Raw genomic sequence first — 18682 nt, forward strand, 5'->3', positions numbered from 1 at the left:
TTACCATATTTTCTTATTCAACAAAAATTTTATTAGCTTGACTGCATTAAAAATAATAATAGAGCCACTGTGGTGTTTTCTGTAAAGCTTTTTCCCATGATGGTAACTCATCAAAGGCTTTCCTTGTCAATTTCTCACTATCCTTTATATCCATATTGATAAGGGATTCCAACTTCACCGCAACTCCTTCATCTCTAATGATACAATTGCTTTCGTCGTTTAAATGAAAGCTGCGGGGATCCCAATTGGCTGTCCCTACGTCGGCCCATTTGTGGTCGATCACCATGACCTTCCCATGGAAAAAACCTTTCTGGTACAAATATAGATTCACTCCAACCTTTAAGAGGTTTTTTTCTATTCGATAGCTCGGAGGCTTAGTGAACCAGGCATCAGTATCGTCCGGGACGAGAATATTGACCACAACACCTCTTTTTGCGGCTTTTTCTAACGCTTCAACCAGCTTATTATTCGGAATGAAGTAGGGAGTTGTAATCGTTACGCTCTCATTTGCACCGTCGATCCATTCAATGGTTCTCTCAATCAGCGGAGTACCTGTTGAAAAAATGAAATGAACATTTCCCTCTCGGTTATCAGTCGATGGAAAATCAGATTGATCACTCTTCACAATGCCCCCCCCATCCTCCATCCAATCCCTTTTGAACTGTTGATACACCTCTTTCACAGAAGAACCTTTCAACCGGAGATGGTAATCCCTCCAGTATCCAAGCTTGGGATCTTCGCCTAGATATTCAACGCCCATATTGAACCCTCCTATATAAGCAATATCTTCGTCTATGGAAATGAGCCTGCGATGATTACGATGATGAAGGGAATAAAACAAATTCTTAAAGGAAAGGGGCCGGCTTTTCAGGACTTTGACACCCCCGTTTTTCAATTGCTTGATTGTATCATTTTTTATATCCGAACCCAAATAGTCGACCGATAAACGAACATCCACTCCACTATTAGCCTTATCAATCAATGCATCGAAGAAATCATTGGAAACCCGGTCATCCCGAATGATAAAGAAGTGGATCCAAATATGGTGATTTGCGCTTTCAATATCTTTAAAAAGACTATTATAGAAACTGTTGCCGGTATTTAAAATATCTATAGATGCGTTCCCAGAAAGGGTTTCTGTCATCGGGTGGTTTTTCGTGTAGTTTTTGACACCATGTCTTACGTCCCAATGCATGATAAGGAATAATGTCACGAGGGTTCCACCAATGACCACGAGACCTTGCAACCATTTTTTAATCATGGACCTTCCCCTTTCCTACTTTCTGTTAGCTTTTGTTTACGGGAAAGGACTATGCATACCTTATGAAAGTTTGTGAATCACGCAGACAAAATATAAGCGCCGACTTCGTGTCGACGCTTCACCTGATTACCTTATTGATTTTCAACAAATGATACAAATATCGGACGAGGGCAAAGAGTATGCCTCCAATTCCCGCTCCAAGTGTATTCATGATCCAGTCATCAATATCCGTCGCTCTTCCCAATGGAAGGTAAAATTGGGCAAGTTCAATACCAAATGAAAATATTCCTCCTAAAAAAGTGACCATAATGATCAGTTGTTTAGAGTGTCTCATCCACCATGCGAGGAAAAATGAAAAGGGAATAAACAATAAAATATTGGCCAGGAGATTCCTGATTGGCACATCAAGATGGTTACGATAGATTAAGTTCAATTTCAGATTGGAGAAGGGATCAAAATTCACAGATCCTTCAGACACACTGCCACCGGTAAGCGGAGTTAGAGTGATCAAACAGATGCCTCCTATAGAAATACACGTAAATAAAACCGGCAGCAGATTCATCCATCGCCCTTTTCCCTTTCTTTTCTTACAGAAGGAGATCGCAAAGAAAAGGGTAATCGTCACAATGAACATGATTGGAAGAACCCATCCGAATGCGCTCCATAATTCTTTCATAGTCCTTTAGCCTTCTTTCCTCTATAATGCAAACTTCTCAGCAACAATTTTCACTTTAAATTTCTTTTCCAACTTTATGAACATTGCTCACCCATTTACGTTTCCCCTCCATGCGAATCGTCAAGCCTTCTTTATCCAGCTTTTCTAAAAACGGAATCATGTACTTTCTGGATACACCCAACACTTCCTTCGCTTCTCCAATATGAAATGTATCATTGGTATGGTGCTTCAATCTCGTAATGGCTTCGCTATAGACTTTGGATGAATATGCTTTGCGGTCATCCAAAGGTACTATTTTCTTTTCCTGTACAAAATAATGATAAAAGTCCGAACGCCAATTTTCCGGTATCCCTGCTTGTTCGAAATACTCTTCCATATCTCTCACTTTATTTCCATCAGTCTCCAGTAACGCGATAAGTTGTCCGCATCTTGTCTCCCATTCAGGGGGAATTTGAGGTGAGAACCCCTCTAAATAAACACGGCCACTTTCTTGAATGTACGTTCCTTTCTCCAATGCATAATCAATTAATGATCCAGGGTATTCCTTCAAGGACTGTTTTAATTCTCCTGAATTGATTCCCCTGTACAACGGGAAATCTTTGTGATACTTCGAAACAACCTGATCAATCATTTCCCTGCATTCTTCTGTGATTTTACAATGGGTAACCGTGGAATCAGAAAGCTCGATCCATTCATGTCCTTGGAGTAGTTTTTCCATTCTCTCTTCTGGCAGAGAAGTTTCTCTCAATAGAAATCCCCTATTTGCAGATTTATATCGATCAAGGACTTTCAAAATCCGGTCCTTTGGAGTACCCTCTGTTTCTGCTTGAAGGAGTTCAATCGTACCTTCTCCATACCGATATTTCCCGCCGTTCGGTTGAATGACCCATCCTCCTCCAATGGTTTCAACCGGGGATGGCCTTCTCACAATAAACCTGTCTCCTCTCTTAGCCATGATTGGTTCGCTAAGTTGGATTTGACAGAGTATATTGCCTGTACCGCTTTTCGCACTATTCCGATCAAAGAATACGAGCCTCCCGAGGACTTCAGAAGTCCCAGTATGAACCATGACCGGCATTCTCTGCTTGATATCATATTTGACATTCGTTAAAACATCAAGGCAAACATCAATGGTATCAGACACATAAAGATGGGGTGAGGAAACCAGTACATTACCCCGTTTAAGTTTTTTATAGTCCACTCCTGATAGATTGACAGCAACACGTTGACCAGCATATCCCGTTCCCTTTTTATCACTGTGGACTTGAATTTGTTTCGCCTTCGTATGTATTCCCTGTGGGAGGATCATCAAATCCTGACCCGTTTCCAAACAGCCTTCATAAACGGTGCCTCTTACCACTGTTCCTTGTCCCTTTATGGTAAAGACCTGATCGACAGGCAATCGTAATTCACCTGACATACTCCTCGAAGGCAGACAGTTCAAGGAATGGATGATGGCTTCTTTCAGTTCATTCACTCCTTCTCCCGAAAGGCTATCAACTAATAAAAACGGAGATCCTTCAAAAACAGTACCTTTCAATTCCTCCATAATTTCTTCAAGTGCCAGATCCACCATTTCCCTTTCTACTTTTGAAATTTTCGTCAATACGACAATGGTCTGCTTAATATCTAAAAGGGACAGGATATCAAGATGCTCCCGGGTTTGAGGCATCACTCCTTCATCCGCAGCAACAACCAGTACAACCAGGTCGATCCCTGCCACACCTGCAATCATTTGTCTGATGAAGCGCTCATGGCCAGGAACGTCAACGACAGAGATTTCAATATGATCATCATTATACAGTGGAGCATATCCAGGCTCTATAGATATATTACGCTCCTTTTCTTCCTTGAGACGATCGGTATCAACAGATGTAAGGGCTTTTGTAAGAGTGGTTTTTCCATGATCAATATGTCCAGCCATTCCGATCGTGTAGTATCTCTTTTCCATCCCCGCACCACTTTCCTATTCCTTCTTTTTAAACCTGAATATCAGGATGCCTGCCATGACGGCAAAGCAAACAGCAAATAGCGTCCCCTTCCACACTTCACCATCCCAAAAAGATTTAACGACCCAAATGGAAATGAAAAGTGTTATCAAAACATCAAAAATGAGAATACCTCTGGAATATCGAATGTGTTTTCACCTGCTGTCCTTGTATTTAATACTGTATTTCCTTCACTTTATCATATTCCATCTTCACTGCTCCACCCTGACGGAATCTTGCCATGCAATACTCACCTGCGTAACGCCCATTCTGAACGATAGAGCCATGTTTGAACCCCTCATTCTCAAACCCTAATCTTTCATACAGAGCTTTTGCTTTAGCGTTGCTGTCGATGACTGTCAATTCGATCCTTTCGATCATCAGCCAATTATCTGCCAGATCGATTGCATTCTGAATAAGACCGGTTCCGATTCCTTTTCCATGGTACTCTTCATCTATAAAAACAAATAGACTTCCCGTATGTGAACGCCTTCCGATTCCCTGGTTCAACCCGCATAGTCCCACTACCTTGCCATCCACTTCTGCCACGAAGTCATGCTGACTTGGAGAGGGACTCTTTAATCTTTCCTCAAACTTACCCGTCCTTAAACTTGGTAAAGCGATAATATTAGGTAAAACCGTCTTTTGGCGCATGATTTCCACTATTCTTTCAGCATCCTTCACTTCTATCGGCCGAATTTTCATTATCTCCATTCCCCCTACCCTTTTCATTATTATAAGCGCTAACATCCTGATATTGGAATGGGAAACTACAAAAAAGGGAGAATCACCCGCCTTTCTGTGATTCTCCCTTAAGGACAATTATTATGATCCTTCTTTTATTAATGTTTTCATATCCTGGACGATTTCATCATAAGGAACATCGCTATTACCGCTATAGGTTTTCACAACGGTTCCTTCCTGGTTCACCAGATAGAAGCTTGTACCATGAATCATTTGGTCCGAATTTGGGTCGTCGGCTACAATTGATCGGAAGGAATGCTCCGCGAGATTTTTCACTTCTTCGAATTCATAACCTGTCAAAAGTTCCCATTTACTTGTGTCTGCTTCAAAGTTTGATATGTACTCTTTTAATGCATCTGGTGTATCCTTTTCCGGATCCACGCTGAATGATACTACCCTATAATCTTCTACACCCTCGTCTTTGAGCTTCTTCTGTAACTTGGTTAAATTGAACGTCATTGGAGGGCAAACTGTTTCGCAGCTGGTGAAGATGAAATCTGCAATCCAGACCTGGCCTTTTAAATCTTGTAAACTGACTGGTTGATTATTCTGATTCGTATAGGAAAAATCCTTCACTTCATAATCTGTTTCTGCTTGAAAGTCACTATTGCTGCAACCTGCAAGGAGAATCCCGATGATTGTCATCACCACAATGAATGTTTTGGTTTTTGACATCTATATCTCCTCCGACTTTTATCTTTCTCTTCCATTCTATGTTAGTAAAAAGAGGATGAAAAAACAATTCCTACAGGTAAGATTCATTGTCTATTTTGTGAAACCTTTTCTATTCTCGTTCTCCCAATGATTCTTTATTCCCGCTCCTGCATCTTCTTTTTTGAAAATAAATAATGCAACGTGAACCCATGAATGACCATAATCGTAAGGAAGGCAAGAAAATAATAGAATACCCCTATCAACCCGTCCGAGAGGTCCTCTGTTATGAGCCACCAAACAGATGCAAATAGAAGGAAAAGAAATTGGAGTGCGACCCCTTCTAAAAATGGTTTCTTATAGGTGTTAAAGTCCAATAATCTCTTCCAGCTCCAACCGATTGCAACGACAGCAGATACTAATAATAACAATATATAAATGCTTATTTTCATAGTGATTGCTCCCCTTTCTATCGACCTACCTACATGTTATGCAAACTCATTGGAAAATGAAAGAGAAAAAGGAAAATAACAGTATACTTTCCTTCTTCTCTTTCATCATTATCTCGTTTCTTTAATATATCGATAAGCATTGAAATGTTTAATATCCACTTTCACCTTTACTTGTTTTAATGACTCTTCAGTAAGGTAAAACCTGTCCGCACTATTATCCAACTCGTTAAACTTTCCGGGATGGGTACGATACCAACCTTCACCGACATCAAGAAGATCCATTTTTTTCTCGATTCCTTTTTCATAAACATTTGTTATTTTTTTTTCTAACGATTTTTGAAGCTTAGCCTGTAATTCTTTAAAGGGCATATCCTCTATCTTTTCTAATAATTCAGCTTCCACGCTTACTTCCAATGAAAATTTCGGGAAGTTCGCGTGATCTTTATTGTATTTCACTTTAGGTTCATCTGCTGTTAATTTAAATGTTGACAGGACCTCACCCTCTTCATACAAGGCATAATCGAGGGAGTTTTTTTTATTCTGGAGCCAATCCACAGTCATGGAGTCATTTGCCGAAATATCTCCTTTTAACGTTCCATCTTGAAAAACGCTATATCCATCCAGATAAAGAGATGGTACTTTCTCACCTTCACGCCATGAATCATGGTCGATTTTGATATTTGGTATTAATGCAGTCCCCATCGGTTCGTAATATTCCCTTAAAAAATGCATTAAGCTCGTTGAATCGATGTCATTTTGGATCCCTTCTGATTTTTCTTCGGTCAGGAGAACCGTGTAAACAGGCGGATAGTCAAATAATCCCTTGGCACTAAAAATATCTTCAATATCCGTTTCCGTAATAAACAATTCAAGGCTTGGCCGCAGGGACCGGTTCCTGCCAACATCCTCTAAGACTTCTTTGAATTTATACTTCAATAGGTTCTTGGACAGGACAAGCGTTTTGGTGTGACCAAAGAACAAGGGGGGTCTCGATACTTTATATAAGTTACTGACTGCCATGTTTAGTGTTTTCCCTTTTGCAGAACCTACAAAAGTTGGTATCGGATCTGTGGATCTGCTTCCTTCCTGCTTCGCCACATTTGCAAAATTCAATCCCTGAAGAAAAGCTGTATATTCATCTTTCGTTTCATCATAGTCCAAACCAATTGAGACAATATAGGTCAAGTCCTGGATGTTTTTTGATCCTGTACAACCTGTTAATAGAAGCATCGAAAGAATGATCATGAATTTAGTTATCTTGTTGTTCATTTGGATCATTACCTTCCCTCGTTTTATCTTCTGGATTTGTTGAAGAGGTTCGCCGCTTGTAGAATTGGACCGGCAACCTGAGGAAGGAGCGTATGACTTCGTTCCATCCAATAGGAGCTACCGACCCTAAATATGGAGCTCCAAAAGATGAAAGTGTGGACAAATACAAGACCGTCAAGATGAAAATCATGACCACACCGAATAAGCCAAAGAATGTACTCACCAATAATACAATGAACCTCAGAATCGTCGTTCCATATTTCAAGGATTGATTGACAAGAGTAAATGACGATATATACGTAATGGCACCAATGACCAGCATGGTGGGGGAGGTCATCCCCGCCCGAATAGCAGCATCTCCAACAATCAGGCCGCCTAACACCGAAACAGTCTGCCCGATCGCCCTCGGAAGGCGCACTCCGGCTTCATTGAAAAACTCGAACAAAAACAGGACGATGAACATTTCAACCGGAGCCGATAGAGGAAGGCCGAACCTTGACATCGAGATGGTTGCCACAAGGAGATATGGGATTTGTTCAATGTTGTAGGCAGAGAATGCCACCCATAAACCAGGTAAGAATGCAGAAATTAATATTCCTACCATCCTTATGATTCTTTCCAAAGTCACATAGACGTAATTGATGCTTGAGTCTTCCGGTGACTTTATTTGCAACAGTAAATTGACCGGCGCTAATGAGATCGTCGGGAATCCGTCTACAATGAGGGCAAACCTTCCCTGATTTAACGAGTCTACGATGAAATCCGGTCTGCCCGTGTAATCAAAACTGGTGAATATCGAATAAGGATTGTCGTCAATAAGGGATTCAAGGTGTTGATTCCCTGTCAGGACGTCTATGTCTATCTTTCCCAGCCTCTTATATAATTCGTCAAGCACTCTTTTATCGATGACATCATCAAGATACATAACGGCGATTTCAGTGTGTGACCTCGTACCTACTTTGAACTTTTCCACACAAAGGGATGGTGTGAACAACCTCCTTCTTATTAAAGAAATATTAGTATTCAAGTCTTCAACGAATCCGTCTTTGGGTCCCCGTATGGATGTTTCCAATGACGATTCTTCAGGCAGCCTTTTGGGTAAATTTCCTGCATGGATGGATAATATCCTTTCCTCAACAAAGAAAAGGACAAATCCGGAAAAAAGCTTGGAAGAAATATCATCAATAGATTGATCCGTGACATCTCCCGCTTGAAACAAGTGCACGATTTTTTCTGCATACGATTCATAGGGAAACCCATCAAGCTTTGGAAAAATGAATTGGTCTAAATAATGCCGATCCACCAGGCTGTCAAAATAAACGATGCTGATTTCCTTGTCTTTAAAGAAATGCGGTTGGATCAGTAAATCCTGACTATGTGAAAATAATCCCCTCACTTTTTCCAAGGTGTTTCCCTTGTTGTTCGTGTCATTAGAAGCTTTCTTCATAGAGAACATCCTTTACTTAGTCGCTCTGTTAGCCATTGAAAATACCACTTGTTTTCCTTACTTCATAAATCTAAGAATGATGGCTGTAACGATGATCTGAAACATGAAAACGAGAACCGTAAGTGGAAAAAAGATATTATATAAAAACATATAAAAGTCATATGTATCAATTTTGAATAATATCATTCCCAAAAAAACACTAAAAATCGGTATCAATACCTTTAATGAAATTCGATGTTGACCTTTCTTCTTAATAAGGAGTGCCCCCAAAAGGAACATAAACAAACTAATTCTGATCAGTGCACCACATAGCCACTGATAGAGAGCAAAGAAATCCAAGTGAGTGATGAACTCTCCTATAGAGAGAATCCTCCACTGCTCATAGGCAGGGTATCTCAAGTTTGAAGATTCTACCGGACCGAATTCCATAATGGATGCAGTGAGGGGACCAAACATCAGCCCCATAAAGATTAAGCCGAGCACCACTAAATGATGAAGCTTTATTTTACCTTCACTATATGGTTGTATCAAAACAACCAAGTATAGTTCGAAAAGGCCGCTCAATACATAAATCATCCCTTTAATGACTGGTTCATATCCATTACTGAAGATCGGAAACAATAAGCTTGGATCTTTAAGGTTGGTATTTGTTATCGCTATAAAGAATCCAAAGATCATTACCAGTGGTAATAATATCCCACTTGCGATCGCCATATGTTTAATCCCGGCCCAGGTGATCAAAAAGCAAATGATTAAAACGCCACCCCAGACTATGAATGAGGGAACATCTGCCAGAAAATAGGAACTTAACCATAGTATTAAATCAATAAAGGTGATGTATGCACTTGAAAATAAAAATAAGCCGATTGGAAAAGAAAACAATAGTACGGCCCACCTTGGCCATTTCTGTTGAAGCAAATGAAAGAAGCCTTCATTTGGAGAATGCTTCACGATGTAAAATATCAAAAATGTCATCAGTAAGAGGATAGGATACGCTGCAAGAATGCTGACCCATCCATCCCGGCCGGCTGCCTGGAGGATACTGGGGATCAACATGACATGATTTAATAAGCCTGTTGAAAGAATCAACAGCATCAGTAACTGTCTAGGAATCAGGATTTTTCGGATACTCTTCATGTGAACTCTCCACTTGTTTAGTCGTTTTACCTCTATTTATGTCCCAGATATCTAAATTAAAACCCCTTGCCTTGTATCTCATGAGCTACACTCATATTAAAAAGGTCAAGGATGTTGATCCTTGACCTTTTATTAAGTATGAAAGTTTCAAGCTAAGAATTGGAATTCCGTCCTGCTTCCACTTTGGGAAGATATAACCTCTAGTCGGGCATCAATTCTCTCTTTCAGCTCTGGTACATGTGAAATTAACCCAACTAATCGGCCGCTGCTTTGTATATCCATTAATGCTTCGATCGCATGATCAAGCGATTCCGGATCGAGGGTCCCGAATCCTTCATCTATAAACATCGTTTCTAGGGAGACTCCACCGGCATATTGCTGTACCACATCTGCCAGACCTAGTGCCAAAGCCAATGATGCCTTGAAGCTTTCCCCTCCGGATAGCGTCTTGACATGCCTTTCCTGACCTGTATATTGATCAAAAACCAGGAGCTCTAAACCACTCTGTACATTTCCTTTACTTCGATCAGTCTTACGGATCAATTGATATCGACCTGACGTCATTTTAAGCAGTCTCTCATTGGCGACCCGAAGGATGTCTTCCAGGAACGACGCCAAAACATATCGTTCAAACGTGATTCGGTTTGCATTCTGCCCCCGCGCTACTTCTGCCAGGTGTCCGACTGTTTGATATTTTGATTCTAAATGCTTGATCCCTTTGTTAATGGCCGTCACCCTAGTGAGAATGAGTTCATTCTCCTTTTTATTCGTCATGATCTTATTAAGCTCATCATTTACGATCCTTAATTCCTGAGTAATCTTGACTATTTTATCATCGATTTCCATCACATCCGGCCTCTCTTTATCTTTTAATAGCAAGCTGATATCCGCTAAACGGTCAGAAACCGACCGCAGATCTTCCCCGAATGCTTTCACTCTGTCTTGCAGTTCTAAGATCTCCTTCTCAGATCTTTTCGCTTCAAGGAAGGCTTTATAATGTGAGAACCCTTGTTCTGTGAGAAGTGCCAGGAAAGATTCCCTTTCGGATTTCATTTCGGCATTCACTCTATCAATATGATCTTCTTTGCCCCTTACTTGAGATTCCTTTACACTGTCCAGATTCGTTAACTCATAATATTGCTTTTGAGCGTGTTCAAATTTCGCCTTTAAATCTTTCAGTCTATGTTTCTCTTTCTGTAACAATTGAAGAAATTGAGGCTTTGTTCTTAGCTCATTGGGAATGGATTCCTTTACTTTTTCTAGCGTCGTATTTTTTGTATGGAACAAGGTATTGAGTTCTTGAAGAACTTCTTGGTTCTTCCCTCTGGCGCTTTCAAGTTCTTCGAGTTTCCCCCTTCCCTTTCTCACTTCCTCCCGCATGATCTTCATTTGCTCCACTTCTTTTTCCTTTTCCGCAATATCAGTCTTTAAGGATTTTATTTCTACCGTCATCTCAATAAGGGTATCCTCAACTTCTAACGGATTAAAGTCCCGTATCTTTTCCCTGATTTTATTGACGGTATGATCTATCTGCTCCTGAATACTTTGAATCTTTGTTTCCTCTTGTGCAATGGCGAGACTCAATGTTTTCTCTTCACGTTCCAACTCCTGTTGCTTTCCTTCAGCCATCTTCAAATCTTCATCGGAAGGCAGGGAATCTCCCCCTGCGGCAGGTTTTGGATGGTGCTGTGATCCACAGACAGGGCAGGGAATGTCATCTGATAAGCCTCTCGCAAGTGAAGCAGCTTGAGCTGATTTCCACTTTTCTTCTAGAAATCCCAGAGTCTCAGAAGCATCGTGAAGACGGTTCTGAAGCTGACTATATTGTTTTTTTAACGTTGCATCCTGTTTTTTGACATGATGCAGGTTTTGTTCCATCTTTTGGATCTCCTTGACCTTCTCGAGCATAGATAGTTTCTCCTGCAGGTTTTTTTCGAGTTGAAATAAACCTTCCTGTCCCATTTCTCCTTCATTAAGTCGTATTTCCCGTTCCTTGATTCCTTGTTGTAAAAACTCAATCTGATCGTTCTGTTTAGCGACAATCTCTTTTTGTCTTTCGTACCTTTCTTCCAAATCGCGGGTTTCCCTCATTAAAGTGTCCAAAGAGTCTATATCTTTTTCCATACCTTCGAGCTGAGTGACTTTCCTGGCAGTTTGATCCCTTAATGTCTCATTTTTCATTTCTTCTTCCAATATCAATTTGGCTGCCTTCCGCTTTTCCGCGATTTCTTGCTTTTCCCTGGATAGTTCAGCTAATTGACTCTTCAGTTCATTAAGATTCCGATTAAGTTTATGGCAATACTCATCTTGTTGGACAAGACGGGCTGCCCTCTCCGCCAATAGAATCTCCTGACTTAGCGATTCTATTTCAGGCTTTACTTTTAAGAGGGACTCTTTCTGATTCTTTAGTTTCTCTTGAAGATCGAATTGTTCAATCAAGCCTTTTGCTTCTACTAGATCCTTCTGAAGAACATCTCTCTTCTCCTGAACGGATTCGTACTGTTGCTGAAGTTCCTGTCCCTTATTTTCCATTATTTCTATCTGAGGGGCCAGAAGTTGAAGAATTCGATGATCATTCAACGGATTCTCTAATAATAGTGATTGAAGTTCTTCATTCTCTTCAAAATGGATTCTCAGTAATTCCCTGGTTCGTTCTTCTACAGACGTTTCGACTGCTTTTTTTAAATCATCTGCTTCTGACTTCAATTTTTCCTGGATGACCTTGTAAAGTTCTGTATGGAACAGGCGTTGAAGAATCAGTTCTTTGTCTTTGCTGTCCGAGGTGAGAAGCTTCCGAAATTCTCCTTGTGGGATCATAAGAATTTGCCTGAATTGGTTGGCGTCCAGCTGAATCAATCCTCTAATCTTCTCATCTACTTCTCTCACATTAGCTGCAAGAAGATGCTCCTTACCATCTTCATCATTCACATACAGTTCTGACCTGGCATTGATGGTAGTGTATCCCTCACCCCTTGCCTTCTTTTTGTCTTGTTGTGGGGATCGCCAAATACGATACGTCTTTCCTCGTAAACTGAAGAGAAGTTCTACTTCTGTTATATCATCGTCATGAGCAAATTGACTTCTTAGTTCGGTCGGATTGCGGTCTTCCCCACTTGCTTTTCCATAAATCGCATAGGAAATCCCATCGAAGATCGTTGTTTTCCCAGAACCTGTCTTTCCTGAAATGACGAACATAGTGCGATTACCCAGCTCGCGAAAATCAATAATCTCCCGATCTGCATACGGCCCAAACGCTTGCAATACCAATTGAAGTGGCTTCATGCCTGATCGACCTCCCTTCTGGCTTTCTCAATCACTGCTTCTAAGACTTCTTCCTTTTCATCACTGAAATCACTTGTTGTCATGTCCCTGTAAAATTCTTTAAACAAGTCCATTTCCGACCGCGTTTTATCTTCAATAACTGCTTGAAACGTATTTTTCTTTTTGGCATCTGTCAGATCCCGTTTCCGTTCCAAATGAAGGACGTTAGGATAGACTTGACGCAGTTGATTAATCGGATCGATTAACGTCCCCTCATCATGAAGCGTAATTTTCAGATAATCATCCACTTTCTGGGACTGATAGAAAGATGGTGCCAGAAGTTCTTCCATATGACCATGCAGTTCCCTCATATCCAGTTTGGGTTGAAGCACCTTCTCCCTCATCTGGAAGCTTCCGTTCTTCTCCATATCAACTATTGTGACTGATTTCCTCTGTGAAGCTTCTGAAAACGAATATTTCAACAGGGAACCTGAATACCTAATCGTTTCATGTTTAATGGCATCCGGACTATGAAGATGTCCGAGGGCAGTGTAATGAAACGGACGAAACACCTCGGCGCCCACACATCCTGATCCACCGACAGAAAGCGTACGTTCCGAATCCGTCGTCTTCCCTCCGAGTACAAAGGCATGACCAACAAAAACATGTGGTTCATCCGGATTCATATGTTCCTCGATTCTCTTGACGATGGCTTCCATCGCCCCATGGTGACTATTGACCGAATCATCTTCAAGAACTTGTCTGACCGTACCCGGTTCGGCATACGGAACACAGTGGAAGTTCACCCCTTTAATATTGATGGGGGTAAAATCCTTCGTAATCTTTCCTTTTAAATAAAAATGACTATGTTTATACCATGAAGATCCAAACGATAGTCTTTCAGCACTATCATGATTACCTGACACAGCTACTATCGGTGTGTCCAGTTCTACATTTATGCGATACAACACCTCATCTAACAGTTCCACTGCTTCTGTAGGTGGAACAGATCGATCATAGAGATCACCTGCAATGACGACTGCATCGGGTTCTTCTTCTTTCACAAGCTTGATAAATTCCTCCAATATGTATCGTTGTTCTTCTGTCATGTAAATGCCATGCACCAATTTACCCAGGTGCCAGTCAGCGGTATGAATGAATTTCACTGTTTGATCTCCTCTCCGGACAATAATGTTTCTAATAGAATTATAGCAAACTCCCAAGGTCACCGTGTATGGAAAAACCCTGGGAGAACATTCGTTCCAGCCGTTACTTATTTCTCTATAAAGCACCGCAAAAAAGAGACCGTACAAAACGGTCCCCCCTTCCATTATTCTTTGAGCTGCTGAGGTAGTGTTTGAATCGATGTGATGACGGCATCAAGCTTTGTCTCGATTCGATAAAGAAGATACATCGTGACCACTATCGGAAAACCTACTTCAGATACAAAGGAAATAATCGATTCCATCCTCTCCCCCCTTTCATCCTCTATATAGGTAATTTGAAAAGAAAAGGGTACAAAACCAACAAAAAAAACGAATCCATGACAAATTGGATTCGCTTTTCTTAAGTGGTAATAGCAGATTGTATGTGAATAAACTTTGTCGGCTTTGATTACTAGCCGTTTATATCGCTGATTAAGCTTGAGCTTACCAGGCCTGCTTCATCAAGGATATCTTTGATTTGATTTTCAGCCTCATTTAATTTCTCATCAGCTGCTGTCAGATCAGTTTCTCCTTCTGTAGCGAGTGCTTCAGCTTTCATGTTATACGATTCTACAAGGGTGGATTTGAATGATTCCACAGCTTCCTTTTGATCACCTAAGCTTTCAGGGATCTCCATACCTTCCACTGCTTCAGCAGATGCTTTCGCTGATGCTGCGGCAGAATCTTTCAATGTAGTCAATTCGTCTCCAGTTGGAGGCTCTTCTCCTGCCATTGCTTCCTCATAGCCATTTAAATCAATATCAACACCGTTAATGGTTGTTGTTAAATTTAAGTAGTAATCCATTAAGTCACCAGCTACATCCTGGTTTTCTTCCGAACTTGCTGCTTCGTCCTTTTTCTCTTTGTCAGAACCTGAATCGGAACATCCAGCCAGTGCCAATGATAAACCCAGACCTAAAAACCATACTTTTTTCATACTTGTTTCCCCTCTCTGTCTATATCAATATGTTCAAGTATTGATAGCAAGCAACACCTATAATGAAATCGCTTACTTTATCTTTAATAAGCCGGCAAAAAGTATCTTATCATGGGTATATTCCATAGGTAAAGAAATATTTGCAGATTTCACCAAAGTTTAAATCTTATAAATATTTCAAATTAACAGCATACATCCTATCCAGTATTTCATGTTCCAAATAGGGCATTCGTATGGGGTATTTGTAAAACAATTGAACAACCTTTCCTTCCATGGTATAACTAAACTATACTTACATAGTGGGGCTGATTGTTGAGCTGGTGCTTGCCTGAGTCTTCAAAACTTTTGAGAGGCGCGTGCCGTCTCTGCTGGGTTCGATTCCCAGGCAGTCCCGCCATAAATGAGCATTCTAAAATTAATAAAAGAGTCTGGGACAAAAGGGTTTCAGATAAAGAGAAATCCGAACGAGTGATTTGATAAAAATCTAACTCGTTCGGATTTTTAATTTTTATAATCCTTGTATTTAGCAGGTTCTAGCTGTTGATTGGAGTGCAAGACGAAGACTCCTGCGGGAAAAGCGGAATAGGTGAGACCCCGCAGGAGCGACAGCGACGAGGAGGCTCGCCTTCCGCCCGAGGAAAGCGAAGTCTTGCACGGAAATCAACAGCGGTGTAACACGTAATCTCATTGTTCGTCTTTATAGTGTATAGATTTTGTTATGTCCCAGCCTCTATTTCAATGATTCTGCAATACCTCTCGTCTCTTTCTTTCTGAAGCCTGTACTCCATCAAATAAGATGTGGAAAGTTGTCCCTTCACCCTGTTCACTCTGTACCCTTATATCCGCTCCGTGATCCCGCAGAATCCTTAAGCATATTGTAAGACCCAGGCCGGTCCCTTTGGTTTTAGTCGTAAAGAAAGGCTCACCGAGTTTATCAATCGTTTCCTTTTTCATTCCCACCCCTTCATCTTTAAAAGTCAATTGGACTTTATTATGTGCATTCACAGCGGCCTGAATGGTGATCGTGCCTCCATGCGGCATGGCTTCTATGGCATTCTTAATCAAATTGATAAAGACCTGCTTTAATTGATTCTCATCCCCGCGGATATACATCTCTCTTTCACGGAAATTTGTTTGAATTTCAATATTATATAAAATGGCATTCGTATTCAGTAATTTCGATACATGCTCGAGTGTCTCGATAATATTAATCCGCTTGTAGGTGACAGATTGTGGCTTTGCTAATATCAATAGTTCGCTCAGCACTAGTTCGATTCGTTTGATTTCAGAAAAGACAATCCCCAAATATTCATTTGTTTTCTCATCCGCGCTATCTCTTAATAACTGCAGAAATCCATTAATCGAAGTCAGAGGGTTTCGAACTTCATGGGCGATTCCGGCAGCTAGTTGCCCTGCAACTGAAAGTTTTTGAGATTCGATAGCCAGTGTTTCATTCATTTCAATCAATTCTTCCTCGTTATGTACTCTTTCCGTAATGTCTGAAATCGTGCCCACTATCCCCGAGAGCTCACCATCCACATTATAGGTAAGCTTGATATTGACTTCACCCCATCGAAACTCACCATCCCTTTTATGATATGAGAAATCCATCTTGGTCTTATCCCTTTTCAAACTGATGCTTTGTCTTACCAGTCGGAGGATTTCGTGGCGCTCGGTGAGGGAGATGAAATGAAGGGCATTCTTGTGCAGGCTTTCTTTGACAGTGTATCCCGTGAATTCTTCCCATGAGTGATTGAGGAATTGAAACTCCCCTTTGGCATTCGTGTGAAATACCACTTCATCAACGCTTTGGAGGACATGCTGCATTTCTTCATTGAGAATCCTTGCTTTCTCTTCACTTTCTTTTAAGGAGGCCAATGTCTTATGGCTGACGTCATAATTTTTACCCATATAGTAGCTGATGAAGAGAATCAATATGGTAAAAACCATATCCACTTTCAAATCCACGGGGTAATGAAGAACAAAATAATAAATAAAATCCCACGTGATGACTAATAAAAGTCCAGTGAGTATCGATATGATCCTACCCCTATATAACATCTTACGAGCCTCCTGTCTGTACGAACATAAGAATCTATCGAAATAGATAGAATTTTCACGATATTTGTTATTTATTAGTATATCATTTCTAATTAAGAACAGTATAGACTTCTTTTATAAAATCCATGATAATCTTGTCACGGGCAATCTAGTTGTCTATAATTGAATACGATACGCTGTATATTGAGGTGAAAACATGCTGGAAGGTTGGTTTTTATATTTCATCCTATTTTGGGTCGTTTTTTTAGTGGCTTCATTCGCTATAGGCGGGTTTTTTATGTTTAGGAAATTCTTAAAGAGGTTTCCGAAAGAAGATGGAAAGTCTGATTTGGATTGGGAAGAACATTATGTAAATGAAACCATTCATTTATGGGGCGACGATGAAAAGAAGATGCTTAATGAGCTTGTCACCCCGGTCCCGGAATTATTCAGGGATGTCGCGAAGCAAAAAATCGCAGGGAAGATCGGTGAACTGGCATTAAACGAGCGGGCCGTGGCCATTACCCAAGAGCTCGTCATTAAAGGATACATTTTAGCGACCCCGAAACGAGATCATAAGTTTTTAAGGAAAAAACTCGATGAGATGCACATAGAAGTTACACCTTACGAACATTTATTCTAACAAACAGGCAGGGAACAACATGGGACCGATACTTGTCATTCCAATTGTATTATATTTAATCTTTATTGTCGGTGCGGCTTTTCTCTATGTAAGGTCGAAGAAATCAAAAAGAGGTAAACGTTAATCGTTTACCTCTTTAATATGTGTTCAATCAATGGGATCTTCTGCTTTGCCGAATCGAACCACGTCAAGGATCGCTTGGCCATCGCTCGGTTTACCTTCCCCGTTTCTAAAAGGGAATAGTGAAAAGAATATAAAGTAAACAGAAAAATAAACAAATTGATAGAAAAAGATATGAACGGGTATGACCCCTTCATAAATCAGGAAGTTAATCAATAAAATGGCGAGTAAATTGAATAAACTACCTGCCAAATAAATTAGCACATGGACCCATACTTTGTTGTACTTTAATTCTCTATATTGACACCACCCTTCCATAAAGTACATCCTTTTGACTTCCAATGGTCCAATTTTCATTAAATGTTTTCCCGTCCCAATGGCGAACTTGATCTTTGCTCCGAATAATCGTGCGACGAGAATATGGCCAGCTTCATGTACGATCGTTACCAATGGCAATGTAAAAAAAAATGCCAGGAAAAATGTCCATATGTCTGCTAACGTAAACAACCTTAACCCCACCAATGTCTCTTGATTTTATCATCTTCCCTTACTATTGCCCGTTATGATTTAGCAGTAAGCTTATTTTTCACCATTGTAATGAAATCGTAATCTCTCGGTTTTTTAAAATGAATGGCTGTTTTCGCAAAGATTGTTGCTATTCGCATACTAACTAAGATTTACGATACTCTGTCATTTAAGTTGTGGTGCAGGAGGGTGAAGGGAACTGCTCCGCTTTCCACGGACGTTCGGCCGAGCCTCCTCAGCAAAAACCGCTTCCGGGGTCTCGACACGCCCGTTTTCCGTAGGAGTCTACGCAGTTCCCTTCACCCTCTAGAGTAGTAAGTGTTGAC

Annotated in this window: 16 protein-coding genes and 1 tRNA gene; 2 read left to right on the top strand and 15 right to left on the bottom strand. The window is 40.6% G+C overall.

The window, feature by feature from the left end:
• Positions 1–46 precede the first annotated feature (46 nt).
• The 13 genes from SLH55_RS09275 to SLH55_RS09335 form a co-directional block, all read right to left on the bottom strand.
• A complete protein-coding gene (locus tag SLH55_RS09275) occupies positions 47–1261 on the bottom strand; it encodes a phospholipase D-like domain-containing protein (RefSeq protein ID WP_320323281.1) in 1215 nt (404 codons plus the stop codon).
• A 118-nt stretch (positions 1262–1379) separates the two neighbouring features.
• Complete coding sequence (locus SLH55_RS09280) at positions 1380–1937, bottom strand: VanZ family protein (RefSeq protein WP_320323282.1); 558 nt, start codon at positions 1935–1937, stop codon at positions 1380–1382.
• Positions 1938–1992: 55 nt separating this feature from the next.
• Positions 1993–3888 (bottom strand): selenocysteine-specific translation elongation factor, encoded by a 1896-nt coding sequence (gene selB / locus SLH55_RS09285; RefSeq protein WP_320323283.1) that lies wholly within the window; start codon positions 3886–3888, stop codon positions 1993–1995.
• Positions 3889–4099: 211 nt separating this feature from the next.
• A complete protein-coding gene (locus SLH55_RS09290; protein ID WP_413787086.1) occupies positions 4100–4630 on the bottom strand; it encodes a GNAT family N-acetyltransferase in 531 nt (176 codons plus the stop codon).
• A 120-nt stretch (positions 4631–4750) separates the two neighbouring features.
• A complete protein-coding gene (locus SLH55_RS09295; protein WP_219165651.1) occupies positions 4751–5344 on the bottom strand; it encodes an SCO family protein in 594 nt (197 codons plus the stop codon).
• 134 nt (positions 5345–5478) lie between these two features.
• A complete protein-coding gene (locus SLH55_RS09300) occupies positions 5479–5772 on the bottom strand; it encodes a hypothetical protein (protein ID WP_226674011.1) in 294 nt (97 codons plus the stop codon).
• A gap of 108 nt (positions 5773–5880) precedes the next feature.
• Positions 5881–7041, bottom strand: a complete 1161-nt coding sequence (locus SLH55_RS09305; protein ID WP_320323285.1) for a Ger(x)C family spore germination protein — start codon at positions 7039–7041, stop codon at positions 5881–5883.
• Positions 7022–8488 carry a spore germination protein gene (locus tag SLH55_RS09310; protein ID WP_320323286.1) on the bottom strand — a complete coding sequence of 489 codons (1467 nt, stop codon included), beginning with the start codon at positions 8486–8488 and terminating at the stop codon, positions 7022–7024. The genes SLH55_RS09305 and SLH55_RS09310 overlap by 20 nt, the downstream gene beginning before the upstream one ends.
• 57 nt (positions 8489–8545) lie before the next feature.
• The gene (locus tag SLH55_RS09315) at positions 8546–9625 is read right to left on the bottom strand and encodes an endospore germination permease (RefSeq protein ID WP_219165654.1); all 1080 of its coding nucleotides are present in this window, start codon (positions 9623–9625) and stop codon (positions 8546–8548) included.
• 147 nt (positions 9626–9772) lie between these two features.
• The gene (locus SLH55_RS09320; protein ID WP_320323287.1) at positions 9773–12907 is read right to left on the bottom strand and encodes an AAA family ATPase; all 3135 of its coding nucleotides are present in this window, start codon (positions 12905–12907) and stop codon (positions 9773–9775) included.
• On the bottom strand, positions 12904–14052 hold the full coding sequence (locus SLH55_RS09325; RefSeq protein ID WP_320323288.1) for an exonuclease SbcCD subunit D: 1149 nt from the start codon (positions 14050–14052) through the stop codon (positions 12904–12906). Before SLH55_RS09325 ends, SLH55_RS09320 begins: the two co-directional genes overlap by 4 nt.
• A gap of 164 nt (positions 14053–14216) precedes the next feature.
• Positions 14217–14354: a YvrJ family protein gene (locus SLH55_RS09330; protein ID WP_201713932.1), complete on the bottom strand. Its 138-nt coding sequence runs from the start codon at positions 14352–14354 to the stop codon at positions 14217–14219.
• A 149-nt stretch (positions 14355–14503) separates the two neighbouring features.
• Positions 14504–15028, bottom strand: a complete 525-nt coding sequence (locus SLH55_RS09335; RefSeq protein WP_320323289.1) for a hypothetical protein — start codon at positions 15026–15028, stop codon at positions 14504–14506.
• Between the two features lie 301 nt (positions 15029–15329).
• Here SLH55_RS09335 and SLH55_RS09340 point away from each other — a divergent pair.
• Positions 15330–15425, top strand: a tRNA-Sec gene (locus tag SLH55_RS09340).
• 338 nt (positions 15426–15763) lie between these two features.
• Here the strand turns inward: SLH55_RS09340 and SLH55_RS09345 are convergent.
• Positions 15764–17089, bottom strand: coding sequence for an ATP-binding protein (locus SLH55_RS09345; RefSeq protein ID WP_320323290.1), 1326 nt, complete (start codon positions 17087–17089; stop codon positions 15764–15766).
• A gap of 196 nt (positions 17090–17285) precedes the next feature.
• Between SLH55_RS09345 and SLH55_RS09350 the strand changes: the two genes are divergently transcribed.
• A complete protein-coding gene (locus SLH55_RS09350) occupies positions 17286–17711 on the top strand; it encodes a DUF2621 domain-containing protein (protein WP_219165659.1) in 426 nt (141 codons plus the stop codon).
• A gap of 147 nt (positions 17712–17858) precedes the next feature.
• On the opposite strand, the gene SLH55_RS09355 is transcribed toward SLH55_RS09350, so the two are convergent.
• On the bottom strand, positions 17859–18338 hold the full coding sequence (locus SLH55_RS09355; RefSeq protein WP_219165660.1) for a site-2 protease family protein: 480 nt from the start codon (positions 18336–18338) through the stop codon (positions 17859–17861).
• Positions 18339–18682 lie beyond the last annotated feature (344 nt).

The sequence above is a fragment of the Rossellomorea sp. YZS02 genome (assembly GCF_033963925.1).
GTDB lineage: Bacteria > Bacillota > Bacilli > Bacillales > Bacillaceae_B > Rossellomorea.

Bases quoted from the DNA above. Each gene is read 5' to 3' on its own strand.
- SLH55_RS09275 (WP_320323281.1), bottom strand. From the start codon at position 1,261: ATGATTAAAAAATGGTTGCAAGGTCTCGTGGTCATTGGTGGAACCCTC.
- SLH55_RS09280 (WP_320323282.1), bottom strand. From the start codon at position 1,937: ATGAAAGAATTATGGAGCGCATTCGGATGGGTTCTTCCAATCATGTTC.
- selB (WP_320323283.1), bottom strand. From the start codon at position 3,888: ATGGAAAAGAGATACTACACGATCGGAATGGCTGGACATATTGATCAT.
- SLH55_RS09290 (WP_413787086.1), bottom strand. From the start codon at position 4,630: ATGAAAATTCGGCCGATAGAAGTGAAGGATGCTGAAAGAATAGTGGAA.
- SLH55_RS09295 (WP_219165651.1), bottom strand. From the start codon at position 5,344: ATGTCAAAAACCAAAACATTCATTGTGGTGATGACAATCATCGGGATT.
- SLH55_RS09300 (WP_226674011.1), bottom strand. From the start codon at position 5,772: ATGAAAATAAGCATTTATATATTGTTATTATTAGTATCTGCTGTCGTT.
- SLH55_RS09305 (WP_320323285.1), bottom strand. From the start codon at position 7,041: ATGAACAACAAGATAACTAAATTCATGATCATTCTTTCGATGCTTCTA.
- SLH55_RS09310 (WP_320323286.1), bottom strand. From the start codon at position 8,488: ATGAAGAAAGCTTCTAATGACACGAACAACAAGGGAAACACCTTGGAA.
- SLH55_RS09315 (WP_219165654.1), bottom strand. From the start codon at position 9,625: ATGAAGAGTATCCGAAAAATCCTGATTCCTAGACAGTTACTGATGCTG.
- SLH55_RS09320 (WP_320323287.1), bottom strand. From the start codon at position 12,907: ATGAAGCCACTTCAATTGGTATTGCAAGCGTTTGGGCCGTATGCAGAT.
- SLH55_RS09330 (WP_201713932.1), bottom strand. From the start codon at position 14,354: ATGGAATCGATTATTTCCTTTGTATCTGAAGTAGGTTTTCCGATAGTG.
- SLH55_RS09335 (WP_320323289.1), bottom strand. From the start codon at position 15,028: ATGAAAAAAGTATGGTTTTTAGGTCTGGGTTTATCATTGGCACTGGCT.
- SLH55_RS09345 (WP_320323290.1), bottom strand. From the start codon at position 17,089: ATGTTATATAGGGGTAGGATCATATCGATACTCACTGGACTTTTATTA.
- SLH55_RS09350 (WP_219165659.1), top strand. From the start codon at position 17,286: ATGCTGGAAGGTTGGTTTTTATATTTCATCCTATTTTGGGTCGTTTTT.